Source organism: Clostridium sp. TJA020, from assembly GCF_058310295.1.
The window spans coordinates 221,739-240,979 of record NZ_JBZEFC010000003.1 but is presented as its reverse complement, the minus strand read 5'-3'; the positions used below and the strand labels follow the sequence as shown (position 1 = coordinate 240,979).

Below are 19,241 nucleotides of genomic sequence, written 5' to 3'. Positions count from 1 at the left end.
TAAGTTAGTGAGCAGAAGAGGAAGAGGTAGAGGAAGAGAAATTACAGTTAAAATAGATAAAACTGAGTTTCCATCAGTTGGTGTTGGAATTTTAGATGACACTAAAGTATTAGTAAAAGGAGCTTTCCCTGGAGAAACAGTAAAGGCAAGAGTTAAGAAAAATAGAGAAGCTTATACTGAAGCTAAGCTTTTAGAAGTTATAGAAAAAGCACCTTATGAAATAGAACCAAAGTGTCCTTATTTTGGAATATGTGGTGGATGTTCATCACAAAATCTTTCTTATGAAAAGCAATTAGAGCTTTTAGGAGAAGAAGTTAAAGATTTATTTGTAAAAGCTAATGTTACTACTGGAGAATACGAGGGAGTAACAGGAAGCGAAGATCAATTTGAATATAGAAATAAAATGGAATTTACTTTTGGTGATGAATTTAAAGGTGGAGAACTTTGCCTTGGAATGCATATGAAAAATGCAAGTTTTGGAATAATAACTGTTGATGAGTGTAAACTTGTTGACGAAGATTTTAGAAAAGTTATAAAGGCAACAGTTGAATATTTTAGAGAAACTAATCTTCCATATTATAGAGTTATGAAGAGAGAAGGCTACTTAAGACATTTAGTTATAAGAAAAGCTAAAAATACAGGAGAGCTTTTAGTTAACTTAGTTACAACAACTCAAGTTGATTTTGATTTAACAAATTGGGCTGAGATTATTAAAGGATTAGACTTTGACGGAGAGCTTGTATCACTTCTTCATACAGAAAATAATTCATTCTCAGATGCTGTTATACCAGAAAAGGTTAATCTTCTTTATGGAAAAGATTATATAATGGAAGAACTTTTAGGATTAAAGTTTAAAATATCACCATTTTCATTTTTTCAAACTAATACTAAAGGGGCAGCAAGCCTTTATAGTATAGTTAGAGAATTTATGGGTGATTCAGATAACAAAGTTGTCTTTGACCTATATTGTGGAACAGGAACAATAGGTCAAATTGTAGCACCAAAGGCTAAGAAAGTTGTTGGACTTGAGCTTATTGAGGAAGCAGTTGAAGCTGCTAAGGAAAATGCTAAGCTTAATGGTCTTGATAATTGTACATTTATAGCTGGTGATGTTGCAGAAACTATTAAACAAGTTACTGATAAACCAGATATTATAATTTTAGATCCACCAAGAAGTGGAGTTAGTCCTAAGGCACTTGATTATGTTATAAGATTTGATGCTAAGGAAATAGTTTATGTTTCATGTAATCCTAAGACTTTAGTTAATGATCTTCAAGGTCTTGTTAATGCAGGATATGTAATTGAGAGAACAAGAGTCAAGGATATGTTCCCAAACACTCCTCATGTGGAGACTATAGTGTCACTACGTCGAAAGTAAGAATTGAAATACTGTATTTTAAACACTTTAATAGACATATGGTGTTTGAAAATAATATAGAAAACTTTAAGAATAAAAAGGTAAAACAGTATTTTAATATATCTGTAGTTATAGATATAGAGTACGGAGATACAAAGTAATAAATTTTTTAATCATAGAAATAGACATTAAATTTATATATTTGATGTCTATTTTTTATATAAAAATATATTAAAAGGAGGCGAGTTAGTGAAGAAAAAAGTAAATTATATAGAAAAAAATTAAGTTTTAATATACTTTTATAACGATAATAACTACTTTATTTATGTTAGGAATAGGGATAACTGAAAATACAGGATATTATCATAAAGGTAGTAGTTCAATTGCAGGAATAGAAATTAATCATAATATTAAAATAATTTAAAAAAATTTCTTCTTTACAAAAATAGTTGACAAAAAAATATACTTTATTCAGGTATAATATAAATATAGATAAAATTTTTGCATTAACAAATTTGTTAGGATAATTATTTGGAGATAAGATGATGAATAATTTATTAGTGAGTTAGAAGAATTAAAAAATTATTGGAATTATCATAACATAGATTAGGGAAAAAGTTTGGGAATAAAGAATAACAATAAATCAAATAGAAAACTATTTAAATTTTAAAATTAACAAATTATATATATGAAGTGTTTTATTTAAAAGATTATAAGGACTAGTTATAGTTCTTTAAATATAGATGGTAAGGAGGGAGAGTATAATTATTTTAGACAGAAAGAGTATTGCTTAAAGTATGTAATAAAAATAGTGACTAAATATTTTAAAAGCAAAATAAGATTAATATTTTTCTATTTAGAAAGGAGAAATACTTATGAAAAAAAAGACTTTTACAGGATTATTAGTATTGGCACTATGTTCTATGACTGCTATTCCAGCAATGGCTGAAACTGTTTACTATAATGGGAATGCTGTAAATTGGGAGCATGGAAGAAAGTGGGGTGTTTACAGTTTTTCAAAGGTTCAAACTAGCTTATATGAACACTCAGCTACAGCTAACTCAACATTTTCAGGTTGGAAAGATCCGGGAGATGTTGCATATGCACAGGAATTTGTTGGAGCAGATACAGCTGTGGCTTATTGGAACTGCAGATAATGAGAAAAGTTTATATTATTGGGAAGATTAGGTATATTGGGGTTATATTAATAGTAATGCAGGGCATTTTACTTGCTCTGCTTACTACTTTTATGATGAATAGCAGTTATCATAAACAATGGAATAATTACTTGGAAAAAGAAAATGCACTTAATGTATATATTAAAAACATACCTGAAAAATATAAAAATAATATTGTAAGGTTTTTATGTGATGAGGCAGAACAAAAAAATCTTTTTATAGTTAGAAAAGATGAATCATCAAATAGTAAAGGTATATTTTCTGGTTATGCTTTTGGTGTGTATGGTAATGTAAAAGATAAAAATGTTTTATTTGAATTCTTAAATGAAAAAATTATTGATAAAGATAATATTAACAAACTTATTTCATCAAAAACAAATGAAAGTACTCTTGGTATAGATAAGGGAAGTATTTATAGTATAGGTGAAATTCCTTCATTTAGATTTGGTGAAAGAACAATATTTAAAAAACTAAATCAGTTAATAGAAGATAGCGGCACTATAAATGGAGACTATATTGTACTTGGGTTAAATAATAGAGATAAAGAATCTTTTTTAGAAGGATTATCTTTAAAATGTAATGTATCTACTTATGATTTGACCAAAAAAATGCAAGGTTCTCATATTGATGATAGTTTCCCAAAATTAATATTATGTGTATTTATTGTTTTTCAAATGATTTTAAATATAGTGTATTTTTTAATTATAACCATAAAAAATATAAATAAAGGTGGCAAGCTTTCGCTTCTAGGTTGGTCAAGAGAAGCATACTGTAGAGGAACTTTAGGTATATTTATTTGGTATTCAATTATAAATATTCCAATTCAAATTTTCATAGGAATTTTAATTTCTGGTTGGAGTAAAATAAGTGGGTTATTTATTAGTTATTTCGCATTAGTTGCGGTTATAAATGTTATATTGGTGTTAATAGAACTTTTAATTCCTACTATAATTCAAATGTCAATTTCTCCAATCAATGCAATTAGAGGAAGAATACCTAAAAATATGTTATATATGTTTGGGATATTAGCTTATATAGGCATAAGTATTGGAATTATGTTTTGTGGAACATATGTAGATGCTCCTCTAAAACATGTATCTGAGAATATAAGGCTTTCGAAAATATGGAATAATGTATCAGATTTTCAAGTTTTAAAAAGTGTTTCAGTTGGAAATGATAATAGTTCATTTACAGGAAACTCAAAAGAACTTGATAATAGTTTTTATAATTGGTACAAGGATATATATGAGGATGAGGGAGTTTTTTTAATAAATACTAAGCATTATAATACTAAGCAATTTCATTTGTGGAAAGAAAATAAAATATATAAAGATGTTCCTAAAAAGCCATTTTGGTATTTTGCATGTTCTGAAATTTATATAAAACATATGAATTTAAATATTGATAAGGATGTTTTAAATGAAGCTAAATCTGGAACTAGAGTTTATTTGATACCAAAATCATATACACAAAATGAAAAAGTTAGTTTAGAAAATTGGCTTAAAGAAGCATCAATTAGGAGATCAAGTGAAGGAGATATAAATACGGCATTTAATAAAGAAAAAAAAGTAAAGTTTATAGAATATAGTACCAAAGATAAATTATTTACATGGAATATAGACCCATCATGTGAAAATATAATAAATGATCCAGTTATTTATATATGCACACCTGAAAATATGACTTATTTTGAATCAGAAAGTCTTAGAGCATCTGGATTTGATGGATATATAAAATTTAAAAATAAAAGTATAGCTGAAAAATATTTAAATAAGAATATACTTGAAAAATATAAATTGAACGATAATAATATTGAATTTGTAAGTGTGCAAAAATATATTGATGGATTGCAAAAAGAATTAATGACTACAATTGCATGGTTTGGAACTGTATTTTTAATATTAAATTTTATTCTTATAGGTATATTAATTTCTCTTGCAACAGTTTTTAGAATTGCAAATCAAGAAAAAATTAATGTTAAGAAATTTTTAGGATATGGATTTATTGATTTATATAGAATACCAATTATTATGCTTGTTTCTGTTATATGTATAGAATTAATTATTATGCTTATTATAGGTTCTAAATTTGGATTTATGGTAATGCTTGTATTGGCAGTTATTCAGATAATTATTTTTTCAAAATATATGACTAACTGTGAAATTAAAAATATACGTATGGCGTTTAAAGGAGAGTAAGATTATGTCAAAAGCAATAGAAGTATTAAATATTACAAAAAGGTTTGGAAAAAGGTATATATTTAAGAATCTAAATTTATCCGTTGAAGATGGAGAGTTTATTGCAATTGTTGGACAAAGTGGTTGTGGTAAATCTACTCTCCTAAATATGATAGGCCTTTTAGAAGAAAGCGATGCAGGTAAGATTAAGATAAAAGGAAAAGATATTCCGAAAATAGAAAGTAGAGCAGCCACAATTTTAAGACGAAATACAATTAATTATTTATTTCAATCATTTGCTTTAATTAATGATATGACAATATATCAGAATCTTTTTTTAGCAATGAAATTTTTAAATATTACTGATAATGAAAAGGATAAAAAAATAAAGGAAATATTAAAAACGGTGAAGTTAGAAGAATTAATAAATGAAAAGGTTAATACATTATCTGGCGGAGAGCAACAGAGAGTAGCATTAGCAAGAACAATACTTAAGCCAGGAGATATTATTCTTGCAGATGAGCCAACTGGATCTTTAGATTATATATCTTCTGAAATAGTATTTAATTTAATTAAGGATTTAAGTAAAGAGTATAAGAAGACAGTAATAATGGTTACTCATAGTAGAGATTTAGCAAATCGAGCTGATAGAATAGTTAATATTTTTGAGTGTTAGTATGATAAGAGTATTTTTTTAGATGATACAAATTGTTTAAAGTATATATAACAGTATTTATAGTTATAAGTTCAATTGAATTAATATTAATTATTTTTCTATGGATATATTTAAATAAAGATAAATTATTGTTATTTATGAAAATATGTTGAAGTTAGGACTAAATAGTAGTAAATTATTGATAATAAAAATGAATGGAATTAAGCGATTACGGAGATTGAGTAGTTGCTGGCGTGCGGAGCGTAAGCCAGCAAATTAACGAAATATCCGTAAAGAGCCCCCCCTATCTAACAGGGGGGCACAAATCGACTAAAACCATCTAAGTAAAATTTATAAAAGTAAAGTAAAAACAAGGTTATACGAAATTAAAGGTATGTGAAAAAATTTGATGTTATTTCACATACCTTTTTTAATAGTATGATGGACTTAAGTAATGAGATTACAAAGCTAAATTCAACCGACTTTGAAAAAGGAATCAATGGTAAAGGAAATCTCAATAAGATATATGAAGAGTATATTGATAATGATAGGATGAGCTTACTCAACAATGAATTTGAATATATGATTGATGAAATTCGAGTAAGTGAGAGATTAAGTAAATATATAATATTCAAAAAGAAAATGATGGCTTGGTCAACATTGTTGGTAATATAGTAGGAGAATTTAAAATCATAGAGCTAGAAACCAAGAATGGAGAAACCTTTAAGGTGGTTAATTTCTTTGTTATAGCAAAAGATGATGAGGAAAATAAAATCTATATAAATTGTTCTGCCTATGGAGAAAAAGGATATATCAAAAGATTTTAAGTAAGATGATTTTGTAAATTTATTTGGAGAGGTAATAATATCTGTTGATGATAATAGCAAGAAGAGAATAGCAACGTAAGAATTTTATCTTCTAAGCTACTTAAAGCAAAGGAACAGATGAAAGGACTAGAAGAAAATAAAAAATCGGTTTTGGGAGCAATTAAGAAACATCAAGCTGAAGATAAAGAAAAGCCAAAGGATAAAAAGAAACTATGAAAGAAATAGAGAGAGAAATGTATGGTCGGTGTAGTCTTAGTGATGCACTGATTTTTTACTGTGTAGAAAAGAATCAGAAATTATGGTACTATATTTATAAATAAACTTCATAAACTTATAAGTAAGAGGTGAGATGATGAAAGTTAGTTATAATGGATTATGGAAACTGTTAATAGATAAAAATATGAATAAAAAGGAGCTTTCTGAAATGGTTTCTCTTTCTCCTGCAACAATTTCAAAAATGGGACGAGGAGAATTTGTGAGCATGGAAGTTATGTATCGCATTGGGATAAAACTTGGTGCAAATTTTGGAGATATGATTTCTATCGTTGATCCAAGAAGCGAGGGTGAATAAATGGCTTTTACGATTGATGTAGACGAAGGAAAATGGAGCGAAAAAGTATTAAAAACATTACTCTTAGACATGACGACAAAAAGAAATATTATTTGGGGAACTGATGATTATGAACATCTTGGCTCAGAATATAATTCTCATTCGACTATAGAAATTCATTTAATAACACAATCAAACTCAAAAGTCATTCAGCCTAGAATATTGAAAACTAAAGAAAATCAGGGGAATAGAACAAAAGAAAAGGCAGAAGTATTTACGCCTAGTTGGTTGTGTAATGAACAAAATAATCTAATTGATAATGCTTGGTTTGATAGAGAATCTGTTTTTAATGTATGCAAAAATAAAAGTTGGGTGGCTATAGAAGAAAAAATCGAGTTTTCAGATACTCCTGAAAAAACATGGAAAAATTATGTTGACGATAGACGACTAGAAATAACTTGTGGAGAAGCACCTTATCTAGTAAGTAGGTATGATGCTGTTTCAGGGGAACCGATTGAATTAAAGCAAAGAATAGGGTTACTAGATAGAAAGATGAGAATAGTATCGGAAAACACAGAGAATGAAGCTGAATGGATTAAATGGGCAGAAAGAGCTTTTCAGAGTATATATGGATTTGAATTTCAAGGGGATAGTCTTTTGATTGCTAGAGAAAATTTATTGGTATCTTATTGCGATTACATGGAAGATAAATTAAAAAGGCAACCAACCGAAAAAGAGCTTTTAAAAATTGCAAAAATTATTTCTTGGAATTTATGGCAGATGGATGGATTGACATATACGATTCCTTATCAAAAAGTAAAAGAACCAAATCTTCAATTGACTCTTTTTGATAATAAAAAAGAAAAAGAAAATGAAGATGTTATGTGTTTAATTAAGAACTGGAGAGCAAATAAAATTATTACTTTTAATAGTATGTTGGATAGAGGTGAAAAAACAAATGGATAGTTCTAAAATTGAAGCTATTGATATATTAGATAGAATTATTATAGGTAGAGTTGAACCACATATTTATGCTTTTACAACGAATACTGTACCTAATTATTTAAAAATTGGTGATACTTATAGACCTGTGTCAGTACGTCTTAATGAATGGAGAGAGAGTTTTCCCGAACTTAAAAAACAGTATGAACAGAAAGCGACTATAAATGATGAAGTATATTTTAGGGATTATTCTGTACATAAATTTTTAGAGAATGATTTAGAAAAACATAGATTAACACCTGAGGATATTGAGAAAGGAGCATGTTATAGCAAAGAATTTTTCAAAGATACCTTGATTGAGGATATTGATAAAGCAATAGAAGATATACGAAGTAATCACAATTTAAATACTGGGAAATACGAATATTATAGTGCTAACAATAGATTGCCTCAGACCTATCATTATGAAAGAGGAAGAAAATGGGAACTTAGACCAAACCAAAAAGAAGCAGTAAAAAACTTTCTAAATGCTATAAAGAATGGAAGAAATAACCTTTTGATGTATGCTGTTATGCGTTTTGGAAAGTCGTTTACTTCTTTATGCTGTGCATTAGAAATGGGAGCGAAGTTAGTTCTTGTTGTGTCAGCAAAAGCTGATGTGAAAGAGGAATGGAAAAAAACAGTAGAGAGTGCTGGAAACTTTGACGGCTTTGTATTTCTTGAAGCAAATGATTTAGCTTCTAATGAAAGAGTAATCCATGAACAACAAAGTGAAAATAAAAAGGTAGTAGTATTTTTAACATTGCAGGATTTACAAGGAGAAGCTATTAAAGATAAACATAAAGAAATTTTTGGAGAAGAAATAGATTTATTGATTGTAGATGAAACACATTTTGGAGCGAGGGCTGCTTCTTTTGGAGCAATTTTAAAAGATGCTGGCTATGATAAAAGTGATGAGAAAAATATAAATAAACTAAATGATGAAAATATTGATTTAGCGGATGCTGGTAAACAGATTAAAAAGATAAATGCAAAGATAAGATTGCATTTATCTGGAACACCTTATCGTATTTTAATGGGTAGTGAATTTGAAAAAGAAGATATTATTTCATTCGTGCAATTTTCCGATATTGTAAAAGAACAGGAAGAATGGGATAAAGAAAATTTAAATAATGATGATATAAACGAGTGGGATAATCCCTATTATGGATTTCCACAAATGATAAGATTTGCTTTTAATCCAAGTAAATCAGCAAGAGAGAAAATGGAATCTATGAAAAAGAATGGTGTTAGTTTCGCGTTTTCTAAGCTTTTTGAACCTTGTTCTATAAAAAAAGATACAGTATATCAGAAACATAAACAGTTTCAAAATGAAAAAGAAATTCTTGAATTAATTCAAGTTATAGATGGTAGTAAGGAAGATGATAATCTACTTGGTTTTTTAGATTATGACAAGATAAAAGAAGGAAAGATGTGTAGACATATGGTAATGGTATTGCCATACTGTGCTTCTTGCGATGCGATGCAAGAACTTTTGAAAAATAGAAAAGATACATTTAAGAATTTAAGTGAATACGAAATTATCAATATATCAGGAGTAGAAGGTGCAAATAATTTCAAAGCGACAAACGATGTAAAAAATAAAATTAGAGAATGTGAAAACAACGGACAAAAGACTTTGACATTAACAGTAAATCGTATGTTGACAGGAAGCACTGTTGAACAGTGGGATACAATGCTTTATTTCAAAGATACAGCTTCACCACAAGAGTATGACCAGTCTGTGTTTAGATTACAAAATCAGTATGTTCGTACATTATCTAGTGATAAAGGTATTATAAAGGAAAATTTAAAACCTCAGACACTATTAGTTGATTTTGATCCAGATCGATTGTTTAGAATGCAGGAGCAAAAATCTTTAATTTATAATGTGAATACTGATGAAAATGGAAATAGTAAATTAAAGGAAAGAATAACAGAAGAACTCAGAATTTCTCCTGTTATTATGATCGATCATAATAAAATTAAGCAGGTAGAAGCAACAAATATTCTGGAAGCTATTAGTAAGTATAATAATCAGAGAAGTGTATCTGATGAAGTTGCTGATTTACCAATTGATTTTTCTATTCTAGAAGATGCAGATATTAGAAAGGCAATTGAAGAGCAAGCTGAATTTAATTCTAAACAAGGTATGACCATTATTCCTAATGATGGAGAAGAAGATGATTTCGATATAGAATATACTGATGATAATACAGAAAGTAAGGACTCTATAAAAAGCAACTCAGAAGAAATAAAAGATAAAGATATAAATAAAGATATAGATGAAGATGAGTTTAAGAAACTAGAAAAGAAAATAAAAACATATTATCAGAGAATTTTATTCTTTTCATTTTTAACGAAAGATAGAGTGGATTCTATTGATGATATTCTAAAAGTAATATCGGATGAAGAAAATCAAAGACTTGCAAAAAATTTATATTTAGATGAGTACGTTATTAGTAAATTATCTGAATGTATGGATCCGTTTAAAAGAAGTAGTTTAGATTATAAAATTCAAAATATATCCAAACTTGCAAGCGATGAAACTGTTGAGCCACTGGAAAGGGCGATGAGATCTATCAAAAAGTTCAATAGAATGTCAGAATCAGAGGTTATCACACTTTCAAAAATTTGTGATGATATGGTTCACTTAATTCCTGAAAATGGGTTGAAAGAAATTATCTTAAAAAAAGATAGACTGCTTGATATTGCTAGTAAATCAGGAGAATATGCAGTTGCCCTATATAAGAGGTTGACAACAGAACTTGGGTTTATACATGATGAAGTAAAAGATTTAATCTATTCGATACCAACTTCTTCAATTGCTTATGAATTTACAAGAAGATTCTATGAAATCTTAGGTCTTAATGTGGATAATATAGCAACTAAGTTTAACGCATATGATTTGATAGAAGTGAAAGATGATAGAGATGAAGTTGATTATAGTAAGTTAAATAGATTGTTGAAACAAGACAAAGTATTTAGTGAAATCACATTACAAGAAGATATAAAGGATGGTGATTTAAAGGTGAAATTTGGAGCAATTATAGGCAATCCTCCATATCAAGTAAGTGATGGAGGCGCTCAGGCTAGTGCTAGACCGATATATCAGCATTTTGTGTTATTGGGCAAGAAAATGGAAAGTGACTATTCGTGTTATATTACACCTACTCGTTGGTTTGCTGGTGGAAAAGGATTAAACGAGTTTAGAGATATTATGCTAAATGATAAAACGATACGAGAAATCCATGATTTTCTAACACCTGAAGAAGTATTTCCTAATACAAATAATAGGGGTGGTGTTTGTTATTTCATAAATGAAACTGAAAAAACAAGTCAAGAAGTGAGAGTTATTACTCATCAAAATAATTTAGTAATATCAGACAAGTCAAGAAAATTACTGATGGATGGGGTGGACATTTTTATTAGAGATTCAATTGCTATCGAAATAATTGACAAAATATTTTCTTCTAAATTTGATGATAATATTTCTAATATTGTTTCGTCAAGAAAACCATTTGGAATTGAATCAAATATAATTAAAACGGATAAATTTCATAAGAGTAGTGATAATTTGGAGCATCCAGTGATTTGCATAGGGAAGAATAAAACTCATGGTTTTATTGAAAGAGAAGAAGTTAAAACGCATAAAGAATGGATTGGAAATTGGAAAGTGTATGTTCCTAGAGCAAACAATATTGGAACTGAATTGAATGATGACAATCTAAATTCATTTGTTGGTAAACCAAATACAATTTGTACAGAATCATATATTGCAATTGGAGCAGATAAAAACATAACTGAAATTGAGGCTGAGAATTTAGCTAAATATATGACTACAAGATTTGCTAGGTTTCTACATAGACAAGCAAAAGCAAGTCAAGATGCTTCAAGTAAAACATATAGATTTATACCAATGCAAAGTTTTACAGATAACTCAGATATAGACTGGAATAAATCCAGAGATGAAGTAGATGAACAGTTATTTAGTAAATATGGGTTAACAGAAGAAGAAAAAGAACATATAAAAAGTTCAATAAAGGCAATGTAGATACTTTAACTAGTGTATTGTTATATAGAAATATATGGGTAGTAAGTTGTTTAGATATTATAAAAGAACAGGTTTAATGTTTACAATGAAAGTTTGTTCTTTAATTTTTTAAAACTCTAAAAATAATTAAATATAATTTAGTTCTTTTTTAAGCATATAATTAGTTTAACTACTAATTATATGCTTTTTTATATATTTTACGGAATCATAAGCAGCAAATTCGTGGTAATAGTAGAAAGGGATTAGAAATAAAGAGAGAATAGGTTGTTAAACAAAACTAATGAATTATTAATTATAGAAGGTAATTTATGTAGTTGTAAAAGTAGATATATTTTCTATATGAATAATCTAAAAATCATGAATTCTATACTCTTTCTAGTTTATTAAATTTTAATAAAAATGATATTTAATAAATAGCTCTATATAGATCTTTGAAAATTGAATAAAACAATTATATACATTTAATATATAATGAGCCGACAGACTAATTCGCCAAGAACTTTTATCAAAGAAGTGAGCGATTAAAATTAGTGATCTGTAAGTCATTTTGGCAAAGTGACTGCCATGATTTATATATTAGTATAATGATACTCCCGTTTAAAACAGCGGTATACCCATAAGAATGGGATAAGGTGAAATTCCTGTGGAGCTTGCCAGGGCCATATAATTGTTTAAATAAATATAGAATATTTAATTAAGGGTGTGTAAAATGAAAAATAAATTAATTAGATATACTATGCAATTAGCTATGTTAAAACAACTTCTTGAAAAAGAACTTATTTCTATTGATGAGTACAATATAGTAAAAAATAAATTAATGAAAGATTATAATATTATTTCTGATATAACAACTTGAATTGTATATTACTTTGAAGTATCATATATACAACAAAGGGAATACAAAATGGGAGGTTATATAATGTATGAAAGAAGTAGAAATAATAAAGAAGAATGATCATTTAGAAAATAGAAGAAGAGGGAAGCATATTGATCGAAAAAGGGTAGCAGCATATTGCCGTGTTAGCACAGATAGTGAAGATCAACTCAATAGTTATAAATCTCAGGTATCGTATTATACAGATTTAATAAATAATAATATAGACTGGTATATGGTTGATATATATTCAGATGAAGCAATTACAGGAACACAGGTAAATAAAAGAGAAAATTTCCAACGTATGATAAATGATTGTATGAATAATGAAATCGATATGATAATTACTAAGTCAATTTCTCGTTTTGCTCGAAATACATTAGACACATTAAAATATGTTCGTATGTTAAAAGAAAAGAATATAGCTGTATATTTTGAAGATGAAAAAATAAATACCTTAACAATGGATGGAGAATTACTTTTAGTTGTTCTAAGTTCTGTTGCACAACAAGAAGTAGAAAATATATCAGCTAATGTAAAAAAAGGTTTAAAGATGAAAATGAGAAGGGGAGAATTAGTAGGATTTCAAGGGTGCTTGGGATATGATTACCATAAAGAAGATAAAACATTAACTATAAATGAAAAAGAAGCAGAGATTGTTAAATACATATTCAATAGATATATTGAAGGGGCAGGAGGATCAATTATTGGGCAAGAATTGGAGAACTTAGGTTATAAAACTAAGTATGGTAGTACAACTTGGAGTAATTCTGCAGTTTTAGGAATAATAAAAAATGAAAAGTATATTGGAGATGTATTATTGGGAAAAACGTTTACTGTGGATCCTATATCTAAAAGGCGATTAGATAATTTAGGTGAAGAAGAAAAGTATTATATAAAAAATAATCATGAGCCTATAATTAGTAGAGACATTTTTTATAAAGCACATGAGATATTAAATAGAAGAAGTAAAAACAGGGGAAAGTATGAGGAGGGGATTATAAAGAGAGAGAAATATAGTCGTAAATATGCATTTAGTTGTATGATGGAATGTGGATTTTGTGGAGGAACCTTAACAAGACGAAATTGGCATAGTGGTTCTGAATATTCTAAAGTAATTTGGCAATGTGGAGTTGCAACTAAAAAGGGGAAAAAATATTGTTCGGAAAGTAAGGGGATTCCAGAGATTGTAATAGAAAATGCTTTTGTTGAAAGCTATCGCTTATTATGCTATGAGAAGGAATCAGTATTAGATGAACTATTAAACAGAATTAATGATACTGTAGGAGTTAGTGAAGTTAATAATAAAATTAGAAAAATAGAAAAAGAATTGTCAGCAATAGAGAAAAAAGTAAATAAGTTAGTTGATATGAGATTAGATGATATTATAGAGAAAGAAACCTATGAGATAAAATACAAAGAACTAATGGATAATCAAGAAACACTTTTGAATGATAGAAATAAGTTAAATATAGTAGCTAAGAATGAAAAGAGCATGAAACAACGTCTTAAAGAGTTTAAAAAAAATTTAGAAGAAAATGAAGTTTTAGATAGATTTGATAGAACTGTATTTGAAAGTATTGTTGAAAAAGTAATTATAGGAGAAAAGAGTACAGATGAAGAGAATGATCCAACAAAAATTACCTTTATATATAAAACTGGATTTAAAAATACTTTAAGTAGTGATAAATTTAAAATACCAAGAAAAAATGCTAGAGGCAGACATAAAAGAAAAGAATTGTGTTTACATAGTAATAGTGAGGTTGAAAATTTATGTTCATATAGTAGCTCCAACACATGGTGAGACTGTTGTTAAGTTAATTAAGAAGTAATAAATAAAGTTCTTGAAAATTCCTAGTTTATAGAATTTTCAAGGGCTTTTTTATTTTATTATTAAGTATAAATAATTAGAGTTAAAAAATATTTTATTTAACTTAAAATATAAAAAATAAATATAAAAATATATTTAATTTAAAAATTAATAAACTTCTGATAACATATAATTATGTTATAAAGGGGGAGGAAAGTTTAATATTGGGAATACAAAATATAAAATCATTAAGGTGGCTTGCATTAGGTATAATCATAGTAAATATAGTAGCAGATTTACTATATGTTCTTGAGCAAAAAGGATACTATATTTCTTATTTACAAGAAATAAATATAGAAATAGTAACAAGAATGACTGGATTTATTTTAATAGCTTTATTTATATCAGTGGCCTTCAATAAAACTCCTGAATTATCAGAAGAAGATAAATTTAGGATAAAAACAAAGTTAACTCCATTAATATTTTTAAATATAGTTTTTATAGTTTATATTTTAATTACAGTAATTATATTTAAGGACATGCTTTTAATAACATCTTCATTAATTATGGAAGTGGCTTATATATGCTTAATAATTTATACAAAGAGAATATACGCAACAATATTTACAGACCATAGACTTAAATGGAAAATGGCTATGGCCGGGGCTGACGAAGATACTTTATATAGTAATATACTTTGGAGATATAAAATTTGGTTTAATCCAAAAGAGGATATTCCACAAAATCGAAGAACTTTTAAAGAATATTCAATAATTTATACATTAGTATCTATATTGTTTGCATATGAGTTTGCTGATTCTATATTTGTTTTAATTTTTGCTTTAATAATATTTAAAAATATTTCTTCATTATTAGAATATTTTTTGGGGTTTTATACATCTTTAACTGGAGTGTGTACAGGTATAGAAAATTTTACAGAAAAGAGTGGAAGACATTATTATAGAATTTATGCAACTGACTTTAAGAATAAAAGAGAAATAGTATTTGAGATGTACGATACTCCTTATTTCAGTAAAAATAGTAATATTAAAGTTGTACATGGTGTATTTTCTAAGTGTGTAATAATGGTAAATAATATGCAAGTAAATTATAGATAGTATTTATTAAAAAGAGGACTTTTCAAAGGTGATAAAGTCCTTTTTTATTAGTTATAAATTTTTTTAATATATTTTAGTTCCTTTGATATTTAAATTTTTAGTACATTAGAATTTATTAATTTTAAAATATTACTTAAGACTTCTGTATTCTTATCTATTTTATTATTATATTTTTTTATAAAAACAATAAAACAAAATAAATAACAGAAAAATAAATGTAAATAAATTGAAAAAATGTAAAAATAGTTATAAAATATAATTGTAAAATATTAAAAAAGAAAATAAAAGATTTAAATATATTTGGGAGGCGAGTATGGGGGAAGAAATTTATGAGATAAAGAAAAGTTCAAGAATTACTAGGCTTGTAGATAATTTATTTAAAAAGATGCCTGAAATAGAATCAGATAGGGCTAGGTTATTAACAGAATCGTATAAAATGACAGAAGGAGAACCTATTATAGTAAGGAGGTCTAAGGCATTTTCTCACATATTAAAAAATATTCCTATAATTATTAGGAATGATGAATTAATAGTTGGAAGTGCAACAATAGCTCCAAGAAGTTGTCAGGTATTTCCAGAGTTTTCTTATGAGTGGCTTGAAAAAGAATTTGATACAGTTCAATTTAGAAGTGCAGATCCTTTTTATATATCAGAAGAAAATAAAGCTATATTAAGGGATGTATACAAGTATTGGAAGGGAAAAACAACAAGTGAATTAGCAACTTCTTATATGGCAGAGGAAACAATTAATGCTATAAATCACAATATATTTACTCCAGGAAATTATTATTATAATGGTGTTGGACATGTTACTGTAAAATATGAAAAAGTTTTAGAAATAGGATATGAAGGAATTATAAGAGAAGTAGAAGAAGAACTAGAAAATTGCAATGTAGCAGATATGGATTATGCTAAAAAGAGTAATTTTTTAAGGGCAGTTATTGAATCTTTAAAAGCTGTAATAGAATATGCAAATCGTTATGCAAATATGGCACGTTATATGGCAAAAAACTGTAATGATGCTGTTAGAAGAGAAGAACTTTTAAATATTGCATCAAATTGTGAGAGAGTTCCAGCAAAGGGAGCAACAAGTTTTTATGAAGCTTGCCAATCTTTTTGGTTTGTACAAATGTTACTGCAAGTAGAATCAAGTGGACATTCTATATCACCAGGAAGATTTGATCAGTATATGTATCCGTATTATAAGGCAGATATTGAATCAGGAAAAATTACTAAGGAATTTGCTCAAGAATTAATGGATTGTATATGGGTTAAATTAAATGATTTAAATAAAGTAAGAGATGAGGCATCAGCAGAAGGTTTTGCAGGATATGGATTATTTCAAAATTTAATAGCTGGTGGACAAGATGCAAATGGTTTAGATGTAACAAATGAATTATCTTATATGTGTATTGAGGCATCAATGCATGTAATGTTACCTCAACCATCTTTATCAATTAGAGTTTGGAATGGAACTCCACATCAGTTTTTAATTAAAGCAGCTAAGTTAACACGTACAGGTATAGGGCTTCCAGCTTATTATAATGATGAAGTTATTATTCCATCATTACTTAATAGGGGGCTTACATTAGAAGATGCTAGAGATTACAACATAATAGGATGTGTTGAACCACAAAAATCAGGTAAAACAGATGGATGGCACGATGCAGCATTTTTCAATATGTGTAAGCCATTAGAATTAGTTTTTAGTAATGGATATTTTGATGGTGAGTTAGTTGGTATTGAAACAGGCGATATTAATGATATGAAAACTTTTGAGGATTTTTATGATGCTTATAAAAAACAAATGAAATATTGTATTGAATTATTAGTTAATGCAGATAATTCAATAGATGTAGCTCATATGGAAAGATGTCCTCTTCCTTATTTATCTAGTATGGTTGATGATTGTATAAAAAGAGGAAAATCAGTTCAAGAGGGTGGAGCTGTATATAACTTTACAGGACCACAAGGTTTTGGAGTTGCAAATATGGCTGATTCATTGTATGCAATTAAGAAATTAGTTTTTGATGAAAAGAAAGTAACTTTAAAAGAATATAAAGAAGCTCTTATAAATAATTATGGACAAGGATTATCAAAGGAAAGTATTGAAACTATAACAAAAAAAGTTATAGAAAAATTAGCAAGTGAAAATAAAGAAATAAATATAGAAACAATCAAAGAAATAACAAAATCAATTTCTAAAGTTCAAAATAAAAATTATGAAAAATTACTCAATTTAATTAATGATGTACCTAAGTTTGGAAATGATATTAAGGAAGTTGATGCCTTTGCTAGAGATGTAGCTTACGTATATACTAAGCCATTACAAGAATATAAAAATCCTAGAGGTGGTAAATATCAAGCAGGACTTTATCCTGTATCTGCAAATGTTCCACTAGGAGCACAAACAGGGGCAACACCAGATGGAAGATTAGCTTATACTCCAGTAGCTGATGGAGTTTCACCGTCAGCAGGAAAAGATGTTTTAGGACCAACAGCAGCGGCAAATTCAGTAGCTAGATTAGATCATGGAATTGCATCAAATGGAACATTATTTAATCAAAAATTTCACCCATCAGTTTTAGCGGGAAGAACTGGAATTGAAGCTTTTATTAATTTTATTAGAGGATACTTTGATCAAAAAGGTAGTCATATACAATTTAATGTAGTTAGCAGAGAAACATTACTAGAAGCTCAAAAATATCCTGAAAAATATAAAAGTTTAGTTGTTCGTGTTGCTGGATATAGTGCTCTTTTTACATCTTTATCTAAGTCATTACAAGATGATATTATTAATCGTACAGAACAAAATGGATTTTAGTATATGGAATGCTTTAATATGAATTATTTAGATGTTAAGGGAAGAATATTTGATATACAAAAATTTTCAATGCATGATGGTCCAGGAATTAGAACAATAGTATTTTTAAAAGGATGTATATTTAGGTGTCAGTGGTGTTGCAATCCAGAATCACAAAATTTTGAAGTAGAAAAGATGATTGTAAATGGTAAAGTTAAAACTATTGGACAAGATGTAACTGTAAGAGAAGTTTTAGAAAAAATAGAACAAGATAGACCATATTATAAGCGTTCTGGTGGAGGTGTAACTTTATCAGGAGGAGAATGTATGTGTCAAAGATTATTTTCAAAAGCATTGCTTCATAGTTGCAAGGAAATTGGAATATCAACAGCTATAGAAACAACAGCAGGTGTTGATAAAGCGATTGTTAAAGATATTGTTGAAGAAGTAGACACTGTTTTAATGGATATAAAGCATATTAATGGAGAAAAACATAAGAAGTTTACAGGGCGAGATAATAAAATTATTTTAGAAAATGCAAATATAATTGCAAAGTCTCATTCTAATTTAATTATAAGAGTCCCAGTAATTCCAACCTTTAATCATACAAAAGAAGAAATAAGAGAAATAGCAAAGTTTGCAAAGCAGTTAAATGGAGTAAGAAAACTTCATCTTTTGCCTTATCATCGTATGGGACAAGATAAATATACTGGACTTAATCGTAAATATATTATGGAAGATATTGATATTTTAAGTAATGAGTATATGAATATGCTGTTAGAAGTTGTACTAGAAGAAGGACTTGAAGGACAAATTGGAGGATAATAATTAAAACGCTTAGAGTATTCACTCTAAGC

At 27.8% G+C, this 19,241-nt stretch carries 13 protein-coding genes; all 13 read left to right on the top strand.

Annotated features, from left to right (window positions below; genetic code table 11):
* Positions 1-7: 7 nt before the first annotated feature.
* The 13 genes from rlmD (at position 8) to AC4FQ1_RS07040 (ending at position 19,209) form a co-directional block, all read left to right on the top strand.
* Entirely contained in the window at positions 8-1,378 is a 1,371-nt protein-coding gene (gene rlmD / locus AC4FQ1_RS07100; RefSeq protein WP_491169331.1) for a 23S rRNA (uracil(1939)-C(5))-methyltransferase RlmD, read from the top strand.
* Positions 1,379-2,232: 854 nt separating this feature from the next.
* Complete coding sequence (locus AC4FQ1_RS07095) at positions 2,233-2,514, top strand: hypothetical protein (protein WP_491169330.1); 282 nt, start codon at positions 2,233-2,235, stop codon at positions 2,512-2,514.
* The gene (locus AC4FQ1_RS07090) at positions 2,514-4,733 is read left to right on the top strand and encodes a bacteriocin-associated integral membrane family protein (RefSeq protein ID WP_491169329.1); all 2,220 of its coding nucleotides are present in this window, start codon (positions 2,514-2,516) and stop codon (positions 4,731-4,733) included. Before AC4FQ1_RS07095 ends, AC4FQ1_RS07090 begins: the two co-directional genes overlap by 1 nt.
* A 4-nt stretch (positions 4,734-4,737) precedes the next feature.
* A complete protein-coding gene (locus AC4FQ1_RS07085) occupies positions 4,738-5,388 on the top strand; it encodes an ABC transporter ATP-binding protein (protein ID WP_491169328.1) in 651 nt (216 codons plus the stop codon).
* A gap of 375 nt (positions 5,389-5,763) precedes the next feature.
* Complete coding sequence (locus AC4FQ1_RS07080; RefSeq protein WP_491169327.1) at positions 5,764-6,042, top strand: hypothetical protein; 279 nt, start codon at positions 5,764-5,766, stop codon at positions 6,040-6,042.
* Positions 6,043-6,543: 501 nt separating this feature from the next.
* Positions 6,544-6,765, top strand: a complete 222-nt coding sequence (locus AC4FQ1_RS07075; RefSeq protein ID WP_458249852.1) for a helix-turn-helix domain-containing protein — start codon at positions 6,544-6,546, stop codon at positions 6,763-6,765.
* A gap of 267 nt (positions 6,766-7,032) precedes the next feature.
* A complete protein-coding gene (locus AC4FQ1_RS07070; RefSeq protein ID WP_491169326.1) occupies positions 7,033-7,710 on the top strand; it encodes a restriction endonuclease subunit M in 678 nt (225 codons plus the stop codon).
* Positions 7,703-11,779, top strand: coding sequence for an Eco57I restriction-modification methylase domain-containing protein (locus AC4FQ1_RS07065; RefSeq protein WP_491169325.1), 4,077 nt, complete (start codon positions 7,703-7,705; stop codon positions 11,777-11,779). The genes AC4FQ1_RS07070 and AC4FQ1_RS07065 overlap by 8 nt, the downstream gene beginning before the upstream one ends.
* Positions 11,780-12,488: 709 nt before the next feature.
* Complete coding sequence (locus tag AC4FQ1_RS07060) at positions 12,489-12,635, top strand: SHOCT domain-containing protein (RefSeq protein WP_009901894.1); 147 nt, start codon at positions 12,489-12,491, stop codon at positions 12,633-12,635.
* A 67-nt stretch (positions 12,636-12,702) separates the two neighbouring features.
* Complete coding sequence (locus AC4FQ1_RS07055; RefSeq protein ID WP_491169324.1) at positions 12,703-14,457, top strand: recombinase family protein; 1,755 nt, start codon at positions 12,703-12,705, stop codon at positions 14,455-14,457.
* Positions 14,458-14,687: 230 nt separating this feature from the next.
* Positions 14,688-15,581: a hypothetical protein gene (locus AC4FQ1_RS07050; RefSeq protein ID WP_491169323.1), complete on the top strand. Its 894-nt coding sequence runs from the start codon at positions 14,688-14,690 to the stop codon at positions 15,579-15,581.
* Between the two features lie 313 nt (positions 15,582-15,894).
* Positions 15,895-18,405 (top strand): glycyl radical protein, encoded by a 2,511-nt coding sequence (locus AC4FQ1_RS07045; protein ID WP_303129869.1) that lies wholly within the window; start codon positions 15,895-15,897, stop codon positions 18,403-18,405.
* Between the two features lie 18 nt (positions 18,406-18,423).
* On the top strand, positions 18,424-19,209 hold the full coding sequence (locus AC4FQ1_RS07040) for a glycyl-radical enzyme activating protein (RefSeq protein WP_491169322.1): 786 nt from the start codon (positions 18,424-18,426) through the stop codon (positions 19,207-19,209).
* Positions 19,210-19,241 lie beyond the last annotated feature (32 nt).